General features: G+C 73.9%; 15 protein-coding genes, 1 pseudogene and 1 riboswitch. Of the genes and pseudogenes, 7 read left to right on the forward strand and 9 right to left on the reverse strand.

What is annotated here, in order from left to right; all coding sequences use genetic code 11:
- Window positions 1–107 precede the first annotated feature (107 nt).
- Together BLW14_RS24910 and BLW14_RS24915 are read left to right on the forward strand one after the other, a co-directional pair.
- The gene (locus BLW14_RS24910; RefSeq protein WP_177154242.1) at window positions 108–1,184 is read left to right on the forward strand and encodes an amidohydrolase family protein; all 1,077 of its coding nucleotides are present in this window, start codon (window positions 108–110) and stop codon (window positions 1,182–1,184) included.
- A 322-nt stretch (window positions 1,185–1,506) separates the two neighbouring features.
- Complete coding sequence (locus tag BLW14_RS24915; RefSeq protein ID WP_093709411.1) at window positions 1,507–2,637, forward strand: SCO1860 family LAETG-anchored protein; 1,131 nt, start codon at window positions 1,507–1,509, stop codon at window positions 2,635–2,637.
- A 240-nt stretch (window positions 2,638–2,877) separates the two neighbouring features.
- On the opposite strand, the pseudogene cobC reads toward BLW14_RS24915, so the two are convergent.
- Window positions 2,878–4,494: pseudogene (gene cobC / locus BLW14_RS24920) on the reverse strand (Rv2231c family pyridoxal phosphate-dependent protein CobC).
- Between the two features lie 6 nt (window positions 4,495–4,500).
- Between cobC and BLW14_RS24930 the strand changes: the two are divergent.
- Window positions 4,501–5,223, forward strand: a complete 723-nt coding sequence (locus BLW14_RS24930; RefSeq protein ID WP_093709414.1) for a ZIP family metal transporter — start codon at window positions 4,501–4,503, stop codon at window positions 5,221–5,223.
- A gap of 14 nt (window positions 5,224–5,237) precedes the next feature.
- Here BLW14_RS24930 and BLW14_RS24935 read toward each other — a convergent pair whose 3' ends face one another.
- From BLW14_RS24935 to BLW14_RS24965, 7 genes are all read right to left on the reverse strand, one after another.
- Complete coding sequence (locus BLW14_RS24935; RefSeq protein WP_093709415.1) at window positions 5,238–6,662, reverse strand: cobyrinic acid a,c-diamide synthase CobB; 1,425 nt, start codon at window positions 6,660–6,662, stop codon at window positions 5,238–5,240.
- Window positions 6,656–7,255 (reverse strand): cob(I)yrinic acid a,c-diamide adenosyltransferase, encoded by a 600-nt coding sequence (gene cobO, locus BLW14_RS24940; protein ID WP_018518893.1) that lies wholly within the window; start codon window positions 7,253–7,255, stop codon window positions 6,656–6,658. Before cobO ends, BLW14_RS24935 begins: the two co-directional genes overlap by 7 nt.
- Window positions 7,255–9,306 (reverse strand): putative cobaltochelatase, encoded by a 2,052-nt coding sequence (locus tag BLW14_RS24945; protein ID WP_093709416.1) that lies wholly within the window; start codon window positions 9,304–9,306, stop codon window positions 7,255–7,257. Before BLW14_RS24945 ends, cobO begins: the two co-directional genes overlap by 1 nt.
- Window positions 9,303–10,856, reverse strand: a complete 1,554-nt coding sequence (locus tag BLW14_RS24950; protein ID WP_093709417.1) for a cobyric acid synthase — start codon at window positions 10,854–10,856, stop codon at window positions 9,303–9,305. The genes BLW14_RS24945 and BLW14_RS24950 overlap by 4 nt, the downstream gene beginning before the upstream one ends.
- Window positions 10,853–11,845 carry a cobalamin biosynthesis protein gene (locus BLW14_RS24955; RefSeq protein ID WP_093709418.1) on the reverse strand — a complete coding sequence of 331 codons (993 nt, stop codon included), beginning with the start codon at window positions 11,843–11,845 and terminating at the stop codon, window positions 10,853–10,855. Before BLW14_RS24955 ends, BLW14_RS24950 begins: the two co-directional genes overlap by 4 nt.
- Window positions 11,846–11,967: 122 nt before the next feature.
- Window positions 11,968–12,103, reverse strand: a riboswitch (cobalamin riboswitch).
- Between the two features lie 144 nt (window positions 12,104–12,247).
- A complete protein-coding gene (locus BLW14_RS24960; protein WP_093709419.1) occupies window positions 12,248–12,481 on the reverse strand; it encodes a hypothetical protein in 234 nt (77 codons plus the stop codon).
- Window positions 12,482–12,514: 33 nt separating this feature from the next.
- Window positions 12,515–13,786, reverse strand: a complete 1,272-nt coding sequence (locus tag BLW14_RS24965) for an inorganic phosphate transporter (RefSeq protein WP_093709420.1) — start codon at window positions 13,784–13,786, stop codon at window positions 12,515–12,517.
- A gap of 132 nt (window positions 13,787–13,918) precedes the next feature.
- Here BLW14_RS24965 and BLW14_RS24970 point away from each other — a divergent pair, with 132 nt between their 5' ends.
- From BLW14_RS24970 to BLW14_RS24980, 3 genes are all read left to right on the forward strand, one after another.
- Window positions 13,919–14,575, forward strand: a complete 657-nt coding sequence (locus tag BLW14_RS24970; RefSeq protein ID WP_093709421.1) for a class II aldolase/adducin family protein — start codon at window positions 13,919–13,921, stop codon at window positions 14,573–14,575.
- Between the two features lie 60 nt (window positions 14,576–14,635).
- Window positions 14,636–15,763, forward strand: a complete 1,128-nt coding sequence (locus BLW14_RS24975; protein ID WP_093709422.1) for an alpha/beta hydrolase — start codon at window positions 14,636–14,638, stop codon at window positions 15,761–15,763.
- Between the two features lie 185 nt (window positions 15,764–15,948).
- A complete protein-coding gene (locus tag BLW14_RS24980; RefSeq protein ID WP_093709423.1) occupies window positions 15,949–17,256 on the forward strand; it encodes a hypothetical protein in 1,308 nt (435 codons plus the stop codon).
- Between the two features lie 65 nt (window positions 17,257–17,321).
- Here BLW14_RS24980 and BLW14_RS24985 read toward each other — a convergent pair whose 3' ends face one another.
- Window positions 17,322–18,212 (reverse strand): KPN_02809 family neutral zinc metallopeptidase, encoded by an 891-nt coding sequence (locus tag BLW14_RS24985; RefSeq protein WP_093709424.1) that lies wholly within the window; start codon window positions 18,210–18,212, stop codon window positions 17,322–17,324.
- A gap of 243 nt (window positions 18,213–18,455) precedes the next feature.
- On the opposite strand from BLW14_RS24985, the gene BLW14_RS24990 reads away from it, so the two are divergent.
- A complete protein-coding gene (locus BLW14_RS24990; RefSeq protein WP_018518903.1) occupies window positions 18,456–20,054 on the forward strand; it encodes an ABC-F family ATP-binding cassette domain-containing protein in 1,599 nt (532 codons plus the stop codon).
- The last annotated feature ends 213 nt before the right edge of the window (window positions 20,055–20,267 follow it).

Genomic DNA, 20,267 nt, shown 5'->3' on the forward strand with positions numbered 1-20,267 from the left:
GCGTCTTCGAGAGTACCCAGCGCCCGCCGGACGCCCCGGTACAGGGCGCCGCACCCGCGGCGGCCCCTCGTACAGTGCTGGGCATGACTGATCACGAGGCATCGCGGGTGCTGCATGTGAAGGGGCGGGTGCTCACCGGGCCCGATGAGGTCAGGGACGAGTTGTGGGCGGTGGATGGCCGGGTCACCTTCGAGCGGCCGCCCGGCGCGGACGACGCCGTCACCGTCTCCGGCTGGGCCCTGCCCGGACTGGTCGACGCCCACTGCCACGTCGGACTCGACCACCACGGCGCCGTGGACGCGGCGACCAGCGAGAAGCAGGCCCTCGACGACCGGGAGGCCGGGGCGCTGCTCCTGCGGGACGCGGGTTCGCCCGCCGACACCCGGTGGATCGACGACCGCGAGGACCTGCCGAAGATCATCCGGGCCGGCCGCCACATCGCCCGGCCCCGCCGCTACACCCGCAACTACGCCTGGGAGGTCGAGCCGGACGAACTCGTCGCCTACGTCGCCCAGGAGGCGCGGCGCGGCGACGGCTGGGTGAAGCTCGTCGGTGACTGGATCGACCGCGAGGTGGGCGACCTGACCGCGCTGTGGCCGCGCGAGGCGGTGGAGGCAGCCATCGCCGAGGCGCACCGGCTGGGCGCCCGGGTCACCGCGCACTGCTTCGCGGAGGACTCACTGCGCGACCTCGTCGAGGCCGGGATCGACTGCGTCGAACACGCCACGGGCCTCACCGAGGACACCATCCCGCTCTTCGCGGAGCGCGGGGTCGCGATCGTCCCGACCCTGGTCAACATCGCCACCTTCCCCTCGCTGGCGCAGAGCGGCGAGACCAAGTTCCCGCGCTGGTCCGCCCATATGCGCCGGCTGCACGAACGCCGCTACGACACCGTGCGCGCCGCCTACGACGCAGGGGTGCCGGTCTTCGTCGGCACCGACGCGGGCGGGGTGCTCGCGCACGGCCTGGTGGCCGACGAGGTCGCGGAGCTGGTGAAGGCGGGCATCCCGCCGCTGGAGGCGCTGTCCGCGACGACCTGGGGGGCGAGGGCCTGGCTCGGCCGGCCGGGCCTGGTGGAGGGGGCGCCGGCCGACCTCGTGGTCTACGACGAGGACCCCAGGGCCGACGTCCGGGTGCTGGCCGGACCGCGCCGGGTCGTCCTGAACGGGCGCGTGATCGCCTGACGCACCGCGTTGACCGGCAGTGACCTGTGGGCGGACCGCTCGTTGAACCTCTTCCGTGTACGCGGCACGGTCCTCGTGCGAGCCGCCCTCGCGCGGTCCGAAACGCCGTGGAGCTCAGTGAAACGGGTGAACGCGAGGAACGCACGTGCCGGAATATTCGAAAACAGGCACGGAAACCCCCCTTTGGAGTGAACTGACCTCGGCTGTCCGCCAGTTCACCCTCTGTGCGTAAAGATTCACGGAGTCGAGGCCACCGGTGCCCGCGATGTCCCCCATTGGACGGCGCCGGTGGCTCCATGTCTCTTGTGGGGGTTCCACCATCTTGAACAGCAACACCTTCCGCCTCGCCGCCCTGGCGGTCGCCGCCTCTCCCGTCGCCCTGCTGGTGGCTGTCCCGGCCCATGCCGCCCCCGCGACGACCACCGCGGCCGGCGGCGACGGGAAGGCGAGCGCGGTCGTGCTCCGTACCGCGCTCGACGTCTCGCTCCTCAACAAGGCGGTCGACGTGCCGCTGGAGGTCACGCTCAACGAGGTGCACGCGCCGCGCACCGCCGAGGAGACCGCGCTCAGCGTGCGGCTCGACGGCGTCGACCGCGGAAAGCCGTTCAGTGTCCTCAAGGCGGACGTGGCCACCGCGAAGGCCACCGCCGACGAGCACCGCGCCGCCGGCTACAGCAACCTCGCCAACGCGCGGGTGTCTCTGCCCGGGCTCACGATGTTCCCCCTGATCAAGGTGGAGAAGGTCACCTCGAAGGCGGTCTGCGAGGCGGGCAGCCGGCCGGTCGCCGAGTCCAACGTGCTCGGGCGGGTGTCGGTGCTCGGCAAGCGCGTCACCCTCACGGCGGGCGGCACCACGCGGGTCGCGGTGCCGAAGGTCGGCGAGGTGACGCTCGACCTGTCGAAGACGCAGACCACCTCGCGCACGGCAGCCGCTGTGGCACTCCAGCTGAAGGTGTCGGTCAACCCGGGCAACCTGAACGTCGCGGACGTCAGGGGCGAGGTCACGCTCGCGGAGGCCACCTGCGAAACCCCGAAGGGCCACGGCGGCCACACGGGCGGCGGGGACAACGGTGGCGGTCACAACGGCGGTGGTCACAACGGCGGTGGTCACAACGGCGGCGGCGACAACGGCGGCGGTCACAATGGAGGTGGCGACAACGGCGGCAACGAGAACGGGGGCGGCGACAACGGCGGCGCGACCGGGGGCGGTTCGACCGAGGGCGGCTCCGGGAACGGCGGCGCGACGGGCGGCGACAAGGGCGGCTCGACCGGGGGCGGTGGCAGCGACGTGAAGACCCAGACCGGTACGGACCAGGCACCCGCCGCGAGCGACGCGGACCTGGCCGAGACGGGCAGCAGCTCCAGCACCCCGTACATCGCGGGCGGCGCGGCCCTGCTGCTGGCGGCGGGCGCGGGCGCCATGGTCCTGACCCGGCGCCGCGCCCGGGACTGACGGCCCGAGGGGAGGGCCTCCGGGGGGAGGGATTGGTGAGCGGTGCTCCGAGGGGGGAGCGCCGCTCACCGTGCGTGCGGGCGCTCTGAGACTGCAGCGCCGCTCACCGTGCGTGCGGGCGCTCTGAGACTGCAGCGCTGCTCACGATGCGTGCGTAAGTTCTCCGTCCGGAGCGCCGCCCGCCACTCGCAGCGGCGGTCCACCGGGGCAGGAGCACCGCTCGCCGAACAGATCGCCGGCCTACCGCCCCACCACCGTCAGCGCCTGGAGCGCCAGGTCGAGCGCCTGGAGGAAGCGGTTGGTCGTCGTCCGGTCGCGTACCGCCAGCCGCAGCCACCCGTCCCCGAGCCCGGGAAACGTATCGCCGCGCCGGGCCGCGAAGCCCAGCATCCGCAGCCGGTCCCGTATCTCGGCCGCCCCGTCGAGGCGGATCAGCACGAACGGCCCCTCGGCCGGCTCCACCACCCGGATCTCCGAGAACTCCCGGAGCCCGGCGACCAGATGGGCCCGGTCCACGGCGACCCGGTCCGCCGCACCGGCGGCCTCCGCGAGCGCCCGGGGCTCCACGCACGCCTTCGCCGCCGCCAGCGCGGGCGACGAGACCGGCCACAGCGGCTGGGCCTCCTCCAGGGTGCGGATCGTCTCCGGGTCGGCGGCCACGTAGCCGATGCGCAGCCCGGCGAGCCCCCAGGTCTTGGTGAGGCTGCGCAGGACGACGAGCCCGGGGATGTCCGTACGCCCGCACAGGGCCTCGCGCTCGCCCGGCACCGCGTCCATGAACGCCTCGTCGACCACCAGGGTCCGGCCGGGGCGCGCCAGCCGTTCGAGGACGGTGGCGGGGTGGAGCACGGAGGTCGGGTTGGTCGGATTGCCGACCACTACCAGGTCCGCCTCGGCGGGCACGTCGGCCGGGTCGAGCCGGAAACCGTCCCCGGCCCGCAGCAGTACCCGGCCCACCTGGTGCCCGGCCGCGCGCAGCGCCGCCTCCGGCTCGGTGAACTGGGGGTGCACCACATACGGCCGCTCGGCCGGCAGCGCGCGGGCGATCAGGACGAACGCCTCGGCCGCGCCCGCCGTCAACAGGACCCGCTCCGGCGGCAGTCCGTGCCGCGCGGCGACGGCGGCGCGCGCCTCGCGCCCGTCGGGATACGCGGCGAGCGAGCCCAGCGAGTCGGCTATCCGCTCCTTCAGCCAGGCCGGTGGGGTCCCGGCCCGTACGTTGACGGCGAGATCGGTCAGATCCCGGTCCCGTCCGCGTACTTCCGCGTCTCCGTGGTGACGCAGATCGTGCGTGCCCGCGCCTGTCGCGTCGGGACTCTCAGTGGGAGTGTGCATGACCGCCGTGGTGGGGGTGTGATGTGGGGGAGTGCGCCGTCGCCTGGGTGGACTCCGGCAGGACGACTATGCGCCCCGCACCCTGTTTCACGCAACGGTCCCGACCGGCCGGCGCACGAGCGCGCAGGTGGCCATCGACGGGTGCCCGTCGCGCGGCCGGGACTTCCTTTTGGGTACGAGGAGTTGACCGCCGCCGACGAGGGCGGCGGCCTCGGCCACCGAGGGGGTGCCGAGGGCGGCGAGCGCGGCGCCGGAGGGGTGCGGAACGGCGACCCGGGCCAGCACCTCGGCCGGGTGCGCCCGCAGCGGCAGCCCGAGCCGGGCGGCGGCGCCCACGATCCCCGGTTCACGGACCTTCGGCGCGACGGTGACCAACTCGGCGACCGCGCCCACCGGAAGCCCCGCCTCCCGCAGCACCTCCAGAACCAGCCCGGCCACCTCGTCGGCACAGACGCCCCGGGAGGCGCCGACCCCGACGACGAGCGTGCCGAGATGCGCGGACCGGGGTGCATCGGCTAGCAAGAGGCCATGGCGGTGTTCGTCGCGCTCGGCGCGTTCCTGATGACCCTGGCCGGCGGCTGGGTCGCCCAGCGCGTCAGCGACCGCCGCCACCTGGTCCTCGGACTGGCCGGCGGGCTGATGCTCGGCGTGGTCGGCCTGGACCTGCTGCCCGAGGCCGTGGAGGCGGCGGGCGGCCTCGTCTTCGGCGTCCCGGCGGCGCTGCTGCTGTTCGTCGGCGGCTTCCTGGTGGCCCATCTGGTGGAGCGGCTGCTCGCGGTGCGCCAGGCGGCCCACGGGGCGGCCGATGAGCGCGTCCCTCAGGTCGGGCTCACGGCGGCGGCCGCGATGGTCGGCCACAGCCTGATGGACGGCGTCGCGCTCGGCGCGGCCTTCCAGGTCGGCGGCGGGATGGGGGCGGCCGTCGCGCTCGCCGTGATCACGCACGACTTTGCGGACGGCTTCAACACGTACACGATCACCAGCCTGTACGGGAACGCCCGCCGCAAGGCCCTGACGATGCTGTTCGCGGACGCGGCGGCCCCCGTCGTCGGGGCGGCGACGACCCTGCTGTTCACCCTGCCGGAGGAACTGCTCGGCTGCTATCTCGGCTTCTTCGGCGGCGCGCTCCTCTACCTCGCCGCCGCGGAGATCCTGCCCGAGGCGCACCACGACCACCCGGCCCGCTCCACGCTCCTGTGCACGGTGGCCGGAGTGTGCTTCATCTGGCTGGTGGTGGGCCTCGCGCAGTGACTCCGCCCTCGCGTTCACCCCCGGCACCGCGCGACGAACCGAGCGGCCGTCCCGGGCGAGGCGGCCCAGTGGGTGTGCAGATAACTCGCGTGTATGTTCCCCCGGACGAACCCCTCGACGCGCCGCTCGGGCCGGTGCATGCCCCAGGCGGGCTCGTCGCCCGCCCCCGGCTCGATGACGGTCCGGTGGAACTCGTGCCCCCGCATCCGCGCTCCCGCGGGCGCCAGCACGTTGTCGGTGAGCGCGACGGCGTCCCGGTACCCGAGCGTCAGCCGCTTGGTCATCCGCGCGTCGGCGTCGAGCACCCCGCACATCGGCAGCCCGTCCAACGACCGCGCCAGATACAACAACCCGGCACACTCGGCGGCCACCGGCGCCCCCGAGCGAGCCAACTCCGAGACGGCCTTCCGCAACGCTTCGTTGGCCGACAGCTCGGGCGCGTACACCTCGGGGAACCCACCCCCGATGACGACGCCCCGGGTCCCCAGCGGCAACGCCTCGTCCCGCAGCGGATCAAAGGTCACGACGTCGGCCCCGGCGGCGGCGAGCAACTCGGTGTTCTCCGCATAAGAAAACGTAAATGCAGCCCCACCGGCAACAGCAACAACAGGCCGGTTCTTCAGCCCCTCCGGCGTTTGAGGAGCGGGGTCCGGGGCGGAGCCCCGGTTACGGGAAGGGGCGGGTAGGGGAACACTCCCGGCGACAGCATCCCCCGCATCCCACACCCCGCCCGGCGGCAACGCAGGCGCAGACCGCGCCAACGCCAACAGCCCCTCCAGATCGCACCCCGCAGCCACCTGCCCCGCCATCGCCGCGACAGCGGCCACCGCATCGGACCGCCGCTCCGCCACCGGCACCAACCCCAGATGCCGCGACGGCACGGAAACCCCCTCCGCCCGACGCAAGGCACCCAGCACCGGCACCCCCGACTCCTCCAGCGCCTCCCGCAACAGCGCCTCGTGCCGGTCGGACCCCACCTTGTTCAGGATCACCCCGCCGATCCGCACCCCGGTGTCCCAGGACGCGAACCCGTGCACCAGCGCCGCCACCGACCGCGACTGCGAGGACGCGTCCACGACGAGCACCACCGGTGCCCGCAGCAGCTTCGCCACGTGCGCGGTGGACGCCAGCTCGCCGAGCCCCGAGGCCCCGTCGTACAGCCCCATGACGCCCTCGACGACCGCCAGTCCGCACCCCCGCGCCCCGTGCGCGAAGAGCGGCGCGACGAGATCGGGCCCGCACATGTACGCGTCGAGGTTGCGGCCCGGCCGCCCGGTCGCCAGCGTGTGGAAGCCGGGGTCGATGTAGTCGGGGCCCACCTTGTGCCCGGACACGGCGAGCCCGCGCGCGGCGAACGCGGCCATCAGCCCCGTGGCGACGGTGGTCTTGCCGCTGCCCGAGGAGGGCGCGGCGACGACCAGGCGGGGGATGTTCACCACTCGATGCCCCTCTGGCCCTTCTGCCCGGCGTCCATCGGGTGCTTGACCTTCGACATGTCCGTCACCAGGTCCGCCGCGTCCAGCAGCGCGGCGGGCGCGTTGCGGCCGGTGATGACGACGTGCTGCGTACCGGGCCGGCCGCGCAGCACCTCGACGACCTCGTCGGTGTCGATCCACCCCCAGTGCAGCGGGTAGGCGAACTCGTCGAGCACGTACAGCCGGTACGTCTCGGCGGCCAGGTCGCGCTTGACCTGCTCCCAGCCCTCGCGGGCCTTCGCCTCGTTGTCCGTCTGGTCGTCGCGCTGGACCCAGGACCAGCCCTCGCCCATCTTGTGCCAGGCGACGGACCCGCCCTCGCCGCTCGCGCCGAGGACCTTCAGGGCGTTCTCCTCGCCGACCTTCCACTTCGCGGACTTCACGAACTGGAAGACCCCGATGGGCCACCCCTGATTCCAGGCGCGCAGCGCGAGCCCGAAGGCCGCGGTCGACTTCCCCTTGCCGATGCCGGTGTGGACCATCAGCAGCGGGCGGTTGCGCCGCTGCCGGGTGGTGAGTCCGTCGTCCGGCACGCTCTCCGGCTGTCCCTGCGGCATTACGCGGCCCTCCTGTCGGTGTGCCCGAGGCCCGCGCCCCGGACGTCCTTGACCAGCCCGGCGATCGACTCGGCGCGCAGCTCGTCGAGCGTGACGGCGGTGCCGCCCAGGTCGCGCGCGAGGTCCGCCGCGAGCCCCAGCCGTACCGGCCCCGTCTCGCAGTCCACGACGACCGACGCGACGCCCTCGGCCGCGTGCAGCCGGGCGGCCCGAGCGGCCAGTGCCACCGGGTCGGGCCCGCCGGTCGCGCGCCCGTCCGTCACCACGACCAGCAGCGCCCGCCGGGACGGATCGCGCAGCCGCTCCACCCGCAGCACGTCATGGGCCTTCAGCAGCCCGGCGGCCACCGGGGTGCGCCCGCCGGTCGGCAGCGACTCCAGCCGGGCCGCCGCCGCGTCCACCGACGAGGTCGGCGGCAGCGCCAGCTCCGCCTCCCGGCCCCGGAAAGTGATCAGCCCGACCTTGTCGCGCCGCTGGTAGGCGTCCATCAGCAGGGACAGCACCGCGCCCTTCACGGCGCCCATGCGCTGCCGGGCGGCCATCGACCCGGAGGCGTCCACGACGAACAGCACGAGGTTGCCCTCGCGCCCCTCCCGCGTCGCCTGCCGCAGATCGTCCCGCCGCACCACCAGGCCCCGCCCGGACCGGCCCCGCGCCCGCTGGTGCGGGGCGGCGGCCAGGACGGTCGCGGCCAGATGCAGCTTGGTCAGCGCGCCCTCGGGCCGCCGCGCACCGGTCGTCCGCCCGTGCTCGGTGCGCGCCCGGGACCGCCGCCCCGCCGCGCCCTCGCCGAGACCGGGCACGCTCAGCATCTTCGTTCGGAACGGCTCACCGGCCCGTACGGGCTGCTGCTCCCCGCCCTGCCCCGGCACGGGCGCACCCGGCTCGGACTGCTCCGAGCCGCCCCGGCCGGGCGTGTCGTCGGCGCCGTCGGCGGGCGGGGGCGGCGTGTCGGGCCCGTCCCCCTGCGGCGGGAGCCCGCCGCCACTTCCGTCGCCACCGCCGTCACCGGGCCCGTCCGGTTCCGGATCGTCGTCCCCGCCGCCGTTCTGCTCCAGCGTGTCGTCGAGCTTGTCCTCGTCGAGCCCCGGCGCGTCGAAGGGGTTGCGCCGGCGCCGGTGGGGGAGCGCGAGCAGCGCCGCCTGCCGGACGTCCTCGGCGAGTACGTCGGTGCGCCCCGCCCACGCGGCGAGCGCGGTGGCGGTCCTGGCCATCACGATGTCGGCGCGCATCCCGTCCACCTCGAAGGCCGCGCAGGTCGCCGCGATCTGCCGCAACGCCTGGTCACCGAGCACCACTTCGGGCAGCAGCGCCCGGGCCGCCGCGATCCGCTCCCGCAACTCCGCTTCCTCGGGGGCCCAGCGCGCCGCGAAGCCCGCCGGGTCGTCCTCGTACGCCAGCCGCCGCCGCACGACCTCCACCCGCTGGTCCGTCTCCCGGGAGGCCGCGACCTCCACGGTCAGCCCGAACCGGTCGAGCAACTGGGGCCGCAGCTCCCCCTCTTCGGGGTTCATCGTGCCGACGAGCAGGAACCGTGCCGCGTGCCGTACGGAGACGCCCTCGCGCTCCACGTACGAGGCACCCATGGCCGCCGCGTCCAGCAAGAGGTCCACCAGGTGGTCGTGGAGAAGATTGACCTCGTCGACGTACAGGATTCCTCGGTGCGCGTCCGCGAGCAGCCCCGGTTCGAACGCCTTCACGCCCTCCGCGAGGGCCCGCTCGATGTCGAGCGCCCCGACGAGCCGGTCCTCGGAGGCGCCGACGGGCAGCTCCACGGTCCGCGCCGCCCGCGACACGCCGGAGGCGCCCTCGTGCGGGCCGTCCGGACACGCGGGATCCGGTGCGGCGGGGTCGCAGGAGAACCGGCACCCCGGCACGACGGAGACCTCCGGCATCAGCGCGGCCAGCGCGCGCACGGCGGTCGACTTGGCGGTGCCCTTCTCACCACGGACCAGAACCCCGCCCACGGCCGGGCTGACCGCGTTGAGCAGCAGCCCGAGCCGCAGGTCGTCCTGGCCGACGATGGCGGTGAAGGGGTAGGGCGTACTCACAGGGCCTCCTTGACGGGGATGGCGGGCGCTCCCGGCGGGATGAACGGCAGTCCGGACGGCGCGCCCGACTCGATGAGCCGCCACAGCGCGGCGGTGTCCGCGTGCTCCTCGATCAGGTCGCCGAGGCGGTCGAGCTGCTCCTCGCGCAGCGCGGCGAAGCAGGTGTCGGGGGCGGGCACGAAGTGGCGGCCCGCGGTCCGGGCGATCTCCGTCAGGAACAGGCGGCGGAACGCGTCGCTCTCCAGCGAACCGTGCCAGTGGGTGCCCCACACGGCCCCCGAGCGGCAGCCGTCCAGCGGCGTGCCCCGCCCGTCCGTCAGGAACGGTTCGCCGCCGCGCACATCGGCGACGCCGTGGTGGATCTCGTACCCCTCGACGGGCGCGCCGAGCGCCTCGCCGGAGGGCCGGGCGAGGGTCTTCTCGCGGTCGAAGCGCACGCGTACGGGCAGCAGACCGAGCGCGTCGACCTGCCCGGCGCGCGACTCGACCTCGTCCTCGATGTGTTCGCCCAGGATCTGGTAGCCGCCGCAGACGCCGAGCACCGGCCGGCCGTCGGCGGCGCGCCGCCGCAGCGCGTCGGCGAGTCCGCGTTCGCGCAGCCAGGCGAGCGCCTTCACGGTGCCCCGGGTGCCGGGCACGATGACGAGGTCCGCGTCGGCCAGCTCCTCGGGCCGGTCCACGAACCGCACGACGACGCCCGGTTCGGCGGCGAGCGCGTCCACGTCGGTGAAGTTGGACATCAGCGGGATCGCGCACACGGCGACGCGCAGGACGTCCTCGCCGTGCGGCGGGGCGACCGTCGACTCCCTCACGGTGCCGCGCAGCGACACCCTGAGGCCGTCCTCCTCGTCGATGCCGAGCCCGTGCGCGAACGGCAGCACCCCGTAGGTGGGGCGGCCCGTCAGGTCGCGCAGCATGTCGAGGCCCGGCTCAAGCAGCGAGACGTCGCCCCGGAACTTGTTGACCAGGTACCCCGCGATCAGCTCCTGGTCCTCCGGCGCGAGCAGCGCGGTCGTGCCGAAGAACGAGGCGAAGACCCCGCCCCGGTCGATGTCCCCGACGACCACCACGGGGAAGCGGGCCGCGCGGGCGATGCCCATGTTCACGATGTCCGTGCGCCGCAGGTTGATCTCGGCGGGCGAGCCCGCGCCCTCGCAGATCACCGCGTCGTACGTGCTCCGCAGCTGCTCCAGGCAGTCCGTGACGGTGGACAGCAGCTGTTCCTGCCGCCCGCCGTGGTAGCCGCGGGCGCTCATCTCGCCGACCGGCCGCCCCATCAGGACGACCTGGCTGGAGCGGTCGCCGCCGGGCTTGAGCAGCACCGGGTTCATCAGGGCGGTCGGCTCGACACGGGCGGCCTGGGCCTGCATCGCCTGGGCGCGGCCGATCTCGGCGCCCTCGCGGGTGACGAAGGAGTTCAGGGACATGTTCTGCGCCTTGAACGGGGCGACCTTCACCCCCTGGCGCACCAGCCACCGGCAGATGCCCGCCGTCACGACGCTCTTGCCCGCGTCCGAGGTGGTCCCGGCGACCAGCAGTCCGCCGCTCATATCGCTCTCCGTCCAGAGGTACGAGGTCTGTGAGGCATCCGGGCCCGGCGCGTCACCGAGGCCGCGCCCAGCCGGGCCGCCACGGTGACGCCGAGGGCGAGCAGGCCCACCCGGCGCGAGAGGCGCACGGCGCGTTCGATGTCCGCGGTCTCCACCGCACGTCCGGCCGCCCCGTTGAGCACGGGCCGGTGCTCGACACGGCCGCCGTAGGCGAGGGTCCCGCCGAGCCGTACGCCGAGCGCCCCGGCGAACGCGGCCTCCACCGGGCCCGCGTTGGGGCTCGGGTGGGTCGCGGCGTCCGCCCGCCAGGCCCGTACCGCCTCCCGGGGCCGGCCCCCGGCGGTCACGGCGAGCAGGGCGGTCAGCCGGGCGCCCGGCCAGCCGGCGAGGTCGTCGAGCCGGGCCGAGGCCCAGCCGTACCGCCGGTAGCGGGGCGACTTGTGGCCGACCATCGCGTCGAGCGTGTTGGCGGCGCGGAAGCCGACGAGCCCGGGGACACCGGCGAGGGCGCCCCAGACGAGGGCGCCGACCACGGCGTCCGAGGTGTTCTCGGCGACGGACTCGACGACGGCGCGCGCGATCCCGGGGCCGTCCAGCGCCTGCGGGTCGCGCCCGCACAGGTGCGGCAGCCGCTCCCGGGCCAGTTCGACGTCCCCGGCGGCGAGCGCCCCGCCGATGGCGCGGGCCTCGCGCCCCAGCGACGTACCGCCGACGACGGACCAGGTGGCGGCGGCGGTCAGGGCGACGGACGCGACGGGGTGGCGGCGCAGGGCGTGGGCGGCGAGCGCGGCACCCCCGGCCGCGCCTCCGGCGCAGACCAGGGTGTGCAGGGCGCCCCGGCCGCGGTGGTCGCGCCAGAGCCGGTGTTCGACGGCCGCGGCGGCCCGCCCGAAGGCGGCGACCGGGTGCCCCCGGCGGGGGTCACCGAGCAGCAGGTCGCCGATCAGGCCGGCGGCGGCGCCGTACGCGTAGATGCGATCGGCACGCACGGCTCAGCCGGCCGTACCGGTGTCCGCCGACAGGGGTGCTGGGAAGGGAGCCGTACGGCAGCCGGGCATGGCGACATGTCCTCACTCAGGGTCCGCGCCCTGGTTCGACGTGACGGCGACGAGAGTCTCCTGGCTTCCGGATCGGCGGATTCCCCCGGTCTTCCAGCCCGCTCGCGCGGGCCGTGACGTGCGCGGTGGTGGGGGACCGCTCCCCGGTGACAGTGGCGGGACCGCGCCGGATTCGCACCGGCTTCCTCTGCTGTCGCCGTAATGGCTCCGGCAGTCCACCACGCCCCGCGAACGCCCGTCAACTCGCTGTTGACCTGCGACGGCGCGGTGTGGGCGGACGCACATCGGGCCGGACGCACACGGGTGCGTCCGGCCCGATGGGGAGGTGGTGCGTCAGGCGACGATCAGATAGATGCCGTACGCGACGGCCGCCGCGCACAGTCCGAAGCAGACGTACGCCCCGGCGCGGGCCAGCAGGACCGAGCCGCCCGCCGGACCGCCCTGCGCGGCCGGTTCCGGCTGCTTGGAGAGGCCGACGACGCCGAGGGTGAAGAGGCCCACCAGGGCGACGGTGGTGACGAGGGAGACGCCGAAGACGGTGCCCAGAGCTGCCCAGTCGATGTTCATACGGGGTGTCCTTTACCGGAGTACCGGGGTCTCTCAGACCGTGGCGGGTCGGGCCGGATCGGCGGCGACGGGTCCGGCGGGCGCCGGGATGGTGGCGGAGAGGTCGTGCGCCTGCGCCACGGTGGGCGGCGGGCTCACGGCCGCGATGGCCTGGGTGACGACCCCCGCGGGCTCGGCCGGGGCCGCGTCCTCGGAGCCGGGCGCCACATCGCCGTGGCCGACGGGCTTGCGGCGCGAGAGCATCCAGATCGCCCCCGAACCGGCGATCAGCAGCGCCGCGACGACCACGACGCCCCAGGTGCCCTGCTTGGTCAGGAACTCCGCCCCCGCGCCGACCAGACCGGCCGCCGGCAGGGTCAGGCCCCACGCGACGAACATCCGGGTGGCGGTGGACCAGCGGACCACACCCCCGGAGCGGCCGAGGCCCGCGCCCATCACGGCCCCGGAGCAGGACTGGGTGGTGGAGAGGGAGAAGCCGAGGTGCGAGGAGGCCAGGATGACCGTGGCCGCGCTGGTCTGGGCGGCGAAGCCCTGCGGGGGCTTCAGCTCCGTCAGGCCGCTGCCCATGGTGCGGATGATGCGCCAGCCGCCGAGGTACGTGCCGAGCGCGATGGCCAGACCGGCGCTGACGATGACCCACACCGGCGGGTTGGAGCCGGGGGAGAGGACGCCGCCGGTGACCAGGGCGAGCGTGATGATGCCCATCGTCTTCTGCGCGTCGTTGGTGCCGTGGGCGAGCGAGACGAGCCCGGCCGAGGCGATCTGGCCGGCCCGGTAGCCCTTGGCGGTGGCCTTCTCCTGGGCGTCGTTCCGGACCTTCCCGCCGATCCGGTACGTGAGCCGGGTGGCCAGGAGCGCGGCCACGCCGGCCACGATCGGGGCGGCGACGGCGGGCAGCAGCACCTTGGTGACGACGGTGCCCCCGTTGACCGACGACCAGCCGGCGGACATCACCGCGGCGCCGATGAGGCCGCCGAACAGTGCGTGGGAGGAGCTGGACGGGAGCCCGACCAGCCAGGTCAGAAGATTCCACAGGATGGCGCCGACGAGCGCCGCGAAGATGACCTCGGTTCTGAGGCCGTCCTCATTGACGATCCCGCCGGAGATCGTCTTCGCGACCTCCACGGACAGGAACGCGCCGACCAGATTGAGAACGGCGGACATCGCGACCGCCGTCTTGGGTTTGAGGGCGCCGGTCGAGATGGTCGTGGCCATCGCGTTGGCGGTGTCGTGGAAACCGTTCGTGAAATCGAACACTAGAGCTGTCACGATCACTATCGCGAGCAGCAGCGTGATGTGTTCCATTTACCCAGGCAATCGTTCGACGTCATTGGCACGTGGAACGTAGGCAACTTGAGTGAACAGAAGATGAACTGAGCGGGGCGTTGCGGTGACCCCCGCCGCGGCGCCCGGGCGGGGCCCGGAAAGGATCTTCGAATGAGTGACGGACAGCACGAGGTCATCGCCCGGGGATGGCGGGCGCTCGTCGCCACGGCCCGCCGGACGGCGGCCGAGGGCCTGGTCGTCGGAACCTCCGGAAACGTCTCGCTGCGCATAGGCGACACGGTGCTCGTCACACCCAGCGGAGTGCCGTACGAACGGCTCCGCCCCGAGGACCTGACCGGCGTCGATCCGGAAGGCAACCAGATCCTCGGCACCCTGGCCCCCACCAGCGAACTTCCCCTTCACCTCGCCGTCTACCGGAACACGGGCGCGACCGCCGTGGTACACACCCACGCGGTCCACGCCACCGCCGTCTCCACGCTCGTCACCGAGGTCCCCCCGGTCCACTACGCCGCCGCGATCCTGGGCGGCACCGTCCGGGTCGCCCCCTACGCCAGATACGGCACCCCCGAACTGGCGGCGAACATGCTCGCCGCCCTCCGTGACCGCACCGGCTGCCTGCTCGCCAACCACGGCACCGTCACCTGCGGCGCCACCCTCGACGAGGCGTACGACCGCACCGCCCAGCTCGAATGGCTCTGCCATGTATGGCTCACCGCCAGCTCCGTCCCCGGCCGCACCCCGGCCCTGCTGTCGGAGGCCCAGCTGGGTGACGTGGGGGAGGCCCTCAAGGGATACGGGCAGCGCTGAGTCGCCACCGGACGGCCCTGCCCACTGGCATCGCGCCGCCCCGACCCCGACACTGGTGGTGTGCGCCCGGTTACAGCGACGGCAGCGGCCGTCACCACACTCATCGGCGCCGGTGCGGCAGCCGTCGCGGCCGGCCGGTTCGCCGGCGACGTCGCCCTGAAGACGCCGCCCGGACGTCCGCTCCCCGCCGACCGCGAACTCACCGTCCACGCCACGGCCGCCGGGCAGATCACCCTGACCCGGTCCCTGACCTCGCTGCGCCCCGGCACCTACGGGCTCAGCGGCAAGGGCGTCCACGCCGTCGTCGGCCCCGTGCTCGACAAGGCCCACCAGGCCGCCGACACCGTCGTACGCCGCCTCGAACGCGTCGACCTCGGCATCCTGACGCCCGGCGACAAGGTCCGACTGACGCCCCAGGTGTTCAGCGGCGACCCCGGCAGCGCGCTCGGCCTCGCCTTCCGCGAGGTGGAGATCCCCGGCGAACTCGGCACGCTGCCCGCCTGGCTCGTCCCGGCACCCCGCCCCACCTGGGTCATCACCGTCCACGGCATCGGAGCCACCCGTGAGCACCCACTGAACGTCCTCGGCTTCCTGCACGGCCAGCAACTGCCCGTGCTCGACCTCGCCTACCGCGGCGACCCGGGCGCCCCCCGCTCCCCGGACGGGCTCGGCCACCTCGGCGAGTCCGAGTGGCGCGACCTGGACGCCGCCATCCGCTTCGCCGTCCGCGGCGGCGCCGAGCAGGTCATCCTGTACGGCTGGTCCACCGGCGCCTCGATGGCCCTGCACGCCTGCGCCGGCTCCGCCTTCCGCGACCGGATCTCCGGCCTCGTCCTCGACTCCCCGGTGCTGGACTGGAACGACACCCTGCGCGGCCTGGCCGCCGCCCGCGGCGTCCCCGCCGCGCTGCTGCCGCTGGCCGTGCGCGCCGCCCAGGGCCAGACCGGGCTGCACGGCACGGGGCTCCTGGAGACCTCGCTGCCGGCGACCCTGCACGTGCCGACGCTGATCTTCCACGGCCCCGACGACACGCTGGCGCCCTGGGTGCACTCCCGCCGGCTCGCCGCGACCCGCCCCGACACGGTCTCCCTGCACACCGTGGACCGGGCTCCGCATGCGGCGATGTGGAACGCCGACCCGGCCCACTACGAGGAGACCCTGCGACGCTTCCTCACGCCCCTGATGTGAGGTGATGCGCCGGTTCGGCCGATTGGTCCCCGCCGGTGCGGAGGCCCGCGAACACCGGTGAGACGGGTTCCGTTTGGGCTTTCGGGCCGACAGGGGCAAGACTGCTCCCCGTGACGTCCCGTACCCCGCGCGACTCCAGGCTGCGACTTGTCCGCCCGCGACCCCTCACCACCGCTCGCAAGGCCGTGGCCACCCGGCACACCAGGCCCGCGCCGCGGCCCCCGGAGGGCACCCCGCCCCGGGCGGAACTGGCCCGCCAGGCCCGGAAGGTGCTCGCCGAGGCCGTCCGGATCGCCCGTTGGGCGGCCGACGCGGCAACCCCCGGAAGCCCCCCACTCGCCGCCCGGGCCCTGGAACACGCGGCCGCCGCGCTGGAGCTCTCACCGGCGCAGGTGCGCGCCGGCTGGGACCGCGCCCGCCTCGCCGGCCTGGTCGAACTCCACGGCGACACCGCACGGCCTGGCTGGAGGCTGCGCGCCTGGGACCGGGACGACTCCGCGGTGCTCCGCGGCTGGGTCGCCCTCTTCGACGCCTGGTCGCTCGCCCACCCCGCGCCCCCGGGCATCGAGTCCACCGCCGTCGCCGAGGCCGTCGAGGCCGTCCCCCAGGTCCTCTCGCTGCTCCAGCTCTCGGCGGGCCCCGTCACCGTCCCCGCGCTGCTCGACCTCCTCGGCCAGCGCGTCGCGGAACTCCACGAGGAGCGCTGCGAGGTGCCGTACGGCCCCGAGCCGCTGCCCGCCCCCGCCGAACCGGCGTCCACCCACGCGCCGGAGCTCGTCGCGCTCCTGCTGGACTGGGCCCTGGAGGGCCTGGCCGCCGTCGGCGCGCTCACCCTCGGCACCGGCCAGGCCACCCTGACGCCCCTCGGCAACTGGGCGGTCTGGGTCAAGCTGGAACAGATCTGCGTCGCCGCCCAGAGCCCGGCCGGCAACATCGAGCAGGCCGCCGCCGACATGCTCCTCGGCTGCGCCCGCCTCACCCCCGGCCCCGCCCGCGCCGAGTACCGCGCCTGGCTGGCCGCCCGGCCCGTCGGCAGCGCCGTCGCCGAACTGCTCGACGTCGCCCGGGGCGAGGACGCCCTGCTGCGCGGCCTCGCCTTCGAGGCCCTGCGCGTCGTCGGCGCCCCCGCGGAGCCCGAGGTCCGGTCCGTCGTCACCGACCCGTCGCTGCGCCCGTACGCGCTGCTCTGGCTCGCGGAGTACGACGGCAAGGACCCCGAGGACGCCCAGGAGGTCCTCAGCCGCGAGGAGGCCACCTGGCTCTGGGTCGACACGGCGGCGGCCGTCGCGGACCACGGCGAGACGGGGCTCCTGGTCCGCCACCTCGACTCGGCCGTCCAGGGCACGGTGCCGGCGCTGCTGGACGAGGTCCGGGCCGTCGGCCACCCCCGTACGGTCCAGGTCCTGGTCGCCCTGGCGGCGGCCCACCCGGACCCGGCCCTGGCCAAGGCGGTGCGCAAGGCGGCGTTCCAGGTCCACACGGGCGGCTCGTAACCGGGGGCTCCACCCCCGTACCCCCGCTCCTCAATCGCCGGAGAGCTTGATTTCACTGCCCGCCGTCAGCGGAACGTGTCGCAATCCCCCATGTCCCCGCCCCGGAACCCCGCCGTGAACCACTCCTGCCGCTGCGCCGCCGACCCGTGCGTCCAGGACTCGGGCGTCACCCGCCCCTGGAACCGCTCCTGGATCCGGTCGTCCCCCACCGACGCCGCCGCGTCCAGCCCGTCGCGGATGTCCGCCCGGGTGACCTCCGTGATCAGCGGGCGCCCGGTCGACTCGTCGGGCGTGGTGGTCGCGTGGTGCGCCCACACCCCGGCGTAGCAGTCCGCCTGGAGCTCCACCTTCACCGCGTTGCTGTTCTCGCCGGTCCGCCCGTCCTGGGCGCGGCCCAGGGTCCCCATCTGGTTCTGCACGTGATGCCCGTACTCGTGCGCGACGACGTACGCCTGGGCGAACGGCCCGCCGCTCGACCCGAACTTCGTGCGCAGCTCGTCGAAGAACCCCAGGTCCAGATAGACCTGCCGGTCGCCGGGGCAGTAGAACGGCCCCACGGCCGAGGTCGCGGAGCCGCAGGCCGTGCTGATCCGGTCGGTGAACAGCACCGTGCGCGCCGTGGCGTACCGCGCGTCGCGGCGGGCGAACTCCTGGTCCCAGTAGTCCTGCACGCTGTTGACCACCGCGACGATCCGGCAGTCGCCCTTGGTGTTGGCGTCCCGCCCGGTCCGGCATTCCCGCGAAACCTGCGCCGCCGACGAGGCGGTCGCCCCCGGGTCGGAGTCGCCCGAGGAGAGGCCGAGCTGATCGGGTCCGACGCCGAAGAGCAGCCCCAGGATCAGCGCGACGACACCGGCGATCCCGCCGCCCACGGTGGCCCGGCCGCCGGGGATGCGGCTGCCCCGTACGTCCCTGACCTCCGACGTGTCCAGATCGGCGTCGTCGTCGAACTGCATCGCACCACCCTCCGCCACGAACGGTTACCGTCTGTTCCGTACGCCGAGTATCCGGCAGTCGGTCCGGGCATGCCTGCCTTCGCGCAGCGGGGGAGTGACGTGGAGCACGCGGAAAAGTCGGTGGACACCGCCAGTAGACTGGTTTCCATGGCAGTCCTCCTTGTGCGTGTGCGTGAGTAACGGCGTCGAGTCGTCACCGCCTGCCGTTCCTCCGCCGTCCATTCCGCCCTGGAGTACCTCCCCGTGATCACCGCCTCCGGCATCGAGCTGCGCGCCGGCGCCCGTCTGCTCATCGAATCCGCCAGCTTCCGCATCGCCAAGGGCGACCGCATCGGCCTCGTCGGCCGCAACGGAGCGGGCAAGACCACCCTCACCAAGTGCCTCGCGGGCGAGGGAACCCCCGCCGCCGGCACCATCACCCGCTCCGGCGAGGTGGGCTACCTCCCGCAGGACCCGCGCACCGGCGACCTCGACGTCCTGGCCAGGGACCGGGTCCTGTCCGCCCGCGGTCTCGACGAGATCCTGCGCAAGATGCGGGAGAACGAGGACCGGATGGCGAACGGCAAGGGCGCCACCCGCGAGAAGGCGATGAAGAAGTACGAGCGCCTGGAGACGGAGTTCCTGACCAAGGGCGGGTACGCCGCCGAGGCCGAGGCCGCCACCATCGCCGCCGCGCTCAGCCTGCCCGACCGGGTGCTCGGCCAGCCGCTGCACACTCTCTCCGGCGGTCAGCGCCGCCGCGTCGAGCTGGCCCGCATCCTCTTCTCGGACGCCGACACGCTGCTCCTCGACGAGCCCACCAACCACCTCGACGCGGACTCCATCGTCTGGCTGCGCGACTACCTGAAGACCTACCGCGGCGGCTTCGTCGTGATCTCCCACGACGTCGAGCTCGTCGAGACGGTCGTCAACAAGGTCTTCTACCTCGACGCCAACCGCTCCCAGATCGACGTCTACAACATGGGCTGGAAGCTCTACCAGCAGCAGCGCGAGGCCGACGAGAAGCGCCGCAAGCGCGAGCGCCAGAACGCCGAGAAGAAGGCCGCGGCCCTCAACGCCCAGGCCGACAAGATGCGCGCCAAGGCCACCAAGACCGTCGCCGCGCAGAACATGGCCAAGCGCGCCGACCGGCTGCTGTCCGGCCTCGACGAGACCCGGGTCGCCGACAAGGTCGCCAAGCTGCGCTTCCCGGACCCCTCGCCGTGCGGCAAGACGCCCCTGATGGCGGAGGGGCTGTCCAAGTCCTACGGCTCGCTGGAGATCTTCACCGACGTCGACCTCGCGATCGACAAGGGCTCCCGCGTCGTCATCCTCGGCCTCAACGGCGCCGGCAAGACGACGCTGCTGCGGCTCCTCGGCGGCGCCGAGCAGCCCGACACCGGCCAGGTCGTCGAGGGCCACGGCCTCAAGCTCGGCTACTACGCCCAGGAGCACGAGACCCTGGACCCCGACCGCACGGTCCTGGAGAACATGCGCTCCGCCGCGCCCGACCTGGACCTCGTGGCCGTCCGCAAGACGCTCGGCTCGTTCCTGTTCTCCGGGGACGACGTGGACAAGCCCGCCGGGGTGCTCTCCGGCGGTGAGAAGACCCGTCTCGCCCTCGCGACGCTGGTCGTCTCCTCCGCCAACGTGCTCCTGCTCGACGAGCCCACCAACAACCTCGACCCGGCCAGCCGCGAGGAGATCCTCGGCGCGCTGCGTACGTACAAGGGCGCCGTCGTCCTCGTCACGCACGACGAGGGCGCGGTGGAGGCCCTGCAGCCGGAGCGGATCATCCTGCTCCCGGACGGCATCGAGGACCTGTGGGGCGCGGACTACCGGGACCTGGTCGCGCTGGCCTGATCCCCGGAGCGGATCATTCCGGTCCCCTCGACTGGATCATTCGGCCTACCCGAGATCCTTCATCTGCGTGAGTACGTCTCGTACCTCGGCGCGGCGCCCGGCAGATAGCTGCCGGGCGCACCCATTTCGGCCACCGTTCCCTAGTGGGCTCTGACCTGGACGTTCCCTCCGGAGTGGCCGCCGGGCACCCCGTACGAGCTGGTGGAACGAGGC

This window comes from Streptomyces sp. 2131.1 (genome assembly GCF_900105515.1).
In the GTDB taxonomy this organism is placed as follows: Bacteria; Actinomycetota; Actinomycetes; order Streptomycetales; family Streptomycetaceae; genus Streptomyces; species Streptomyces drozdowiczii.

Bases quoted from the DNA above. Each gene is read 5' to 3' on its own strand.
- BLW14_RS24970 (WP_093709421.1), top strand. From the start codon at position 13,919: ATGAGTGACGGACAGCACGAGGTCATCGCCCGGGGATGGCGGGCGCTC.
- BLW14_RS24985 (WP_093709424.1), bottom strand. From the start codon at position 18,212: ATGCAGTTCGACGACGACGCCGATCTGGACACGTCGGAGGTCAGGGAC.
- BLW14_RS24950 (WP_093709417.1), bottom strand. From the start codon at position 10,856: ATGAGCGGCGGACTGCTGGTCGCCGGGACCACCTCGGACGCGGGCAAG.
- BLW14_RS24960 (WP_093709419.1), bottom strand. From the start codon at position 12,481: ATGAACATCGACTGGGCAGCTCTGGGCACCGTCTTCGGCGTCTCCCTC.
- cobO (WP_018518893.1), bottom strand. From the start codon at position 7,255: ATGCCGCAGGGACAGCCGGAGAGCGTGCCGGACGACGGACTCACCACC.
- BLW14_RS24965 (WP_093709420.1), bottom strand. From the start codon at position 13,786: ATGGAACACATCACGCTGCTGCTCGCGATAGTGATCGTGACAGCTCTA.
- BLW14_RS24930 (WP_093709414.1), top strand. From the start codon at position 4,501: ATGGCGGTGTTCGTCGCGCTCGGCGCGTTCCTGATGACCCTGGCCGGC.